Source organism: Rhizobacter sp. P2_H3 (assembly GCF_056403355.1).
Map to the genome: position 1 here is coordinate 1 of NZ_JBFUFQ010000462.1, position 1,681 is coordinate 1,681.

Sequence of the window (1,681 nt, forward strand, 5' to 3'; positions counted from 1 at the left end):
TTTCCCGTTGTGCTTGCACTGAATAGGCATTCCACTTCTTTCTGCTTTACTTTGCAGATCGGCTCCAACGGCTCAAACTCCGCCATTTCCAAAGGATCGGACTCAGGCTTAAACATGGCGACGACCGGGGAGGCCTGTTTGATTGCGAACACAGAAGCGGCGACAAGCAGCAGCGGCGACAAGAGGCCAAGGATACCCGCAATCAAGCAGAGTGGCAGCAAGATAGTCAACTTTAACGCAAACGGCTTTAAGTTGCTGCAAATTCTATAGGTTGCGCGCAACGCAAAAGCCGAGAACGCCAGAACGATGATAGCCGCAAAACCGCGGGCGGAATTGGAGGGGTAATAGCGGATGACTTTATCTGCACCCATGATGGGTCCAATCATCGTCGTTCGGTACAGCACGGAATACATGAGGCTCGCTATCAATGCTATGGAGAAGCAAGTCGCGACAAAGAGTCGAATCCTCCTCAGTTCTTTAGGTTTTTTCAGCCACGGCAGCACTGCAACACCGCAAAAAAACAGTCCTACAGAAATTGTGGGCAAGAATCTTTCAACGTAGTCCGCAACATTGACGGCTTTAACAAGAAGATTCATCCACTCGTGCCTGGAGCTGGCGGTAAGTTCAAAGGCTACGGGAGAAATGGCACTAAAAAGGGCGGAGGTCGCTATCAAAGCAGTTGCCCAGGGTAAAACTTTCTGCTCCTCCTGCAATTTCCAGAGTCTCGTCGAAGGTTCCGAACGAAAAAGCACAAGCAGCCCTAGGGCGAAGGTTCCGATTGATTGCAATGTGAAGCTAACAATTGCGTTCAAAAGGTCCTCGATTTCCTTTAACCAAGGAATTGCCGGCTTTCTCTCTTCCGTAGGCCGGTTTGTGATTGTTTTTGGTCGCTGCCTTTTGAGTCGTGACCTTTTCGGCCATCGGGACGACATACGTGGCCGCATACTCATGAATTACTCCCTTATGGCAACGGGTAAGGTCAAGGAATGCCAATCAAGCAGTCAGCACTTTCATCGTTCTCAAGCGGGGTTACAAGAACGCCCCTAATGGCCTTATCTCCGCCTGAAGTATCTGGCAAATGTCCCGAAGGCTACTTGCCCCCCTTAACAAGCGTGCAGTACGCGACCCTAACAGCGGCAACCGTCTGAAGGAATCAGCAAAAGACTGATTCGGTGCCATTGTTGATCCGAGACGCGTCAGGCCGCGCTGGCATACACCCTCTCCAAGTCCCGTTGAACACCGGGTGACAGGCCGGTCCGTGAAGTGAGCGTTGGCGCGGCTTTGCGGCCGATTCTCAATTCCAAGGAACTCGCTTTCGCAGCCGATCCAGCCCGTGGCCCGCAAGCGAATTCCAAGCACCCTGCGTCGGTGCCGAGCGCCGGCATCACGCCGGACGCACTCGCCTCAGCGGCTTTGCAATGTACCGCAACCCAATGAAATCAATGAGTTGCGATGCTGCTACCAAAATCGCTACTCCAAAGTACAGGACATGGCAACTTGAATCGCCCCGGGTTCCGAGGAGGCTCCTTCGATTGAGAGAATGGAGCAATGAGGAAGTCCCCGAAGTTTTCACCCGAGGTGATGGAGCGCGCGGTGCGCATGGTTCTGGAGTCGCAGGGCCAATACGAGTCGCAGTGGGCGGCCATTGAGTCGATCGCCGGCAAGATCGGCTGCACGAGCG

At 53.5% G+C, this 1,681-nt stretch carries 1 protein-coding gene and 1 pseudogene; one reads left to right on the top strand and one right to left on the bottom strand.

The window, feature by feature from the left end; translation table 11 throughout:
* A partial coding sequence (locus tag AC1D1T_RS32330; protein ID WP_477993441.1) for a hypothetical protein occupies positions 1 to 812 on the bottom strand: 812 nt, incomplete at its 3' end.
* Between the two features lie 736 nt (positions 813 to 1,548).
* On the opposite strand from AC1D1T_RS32330, the pseudogene AC1D1T_RS32335 reads away from it, so the two are divergent.
* A pseudogene (locus tag AC1D1T_RS32335) lies at positions 1,549 to 1,681 on the top strand (IS3 family transposase); the annotation flags it as partial.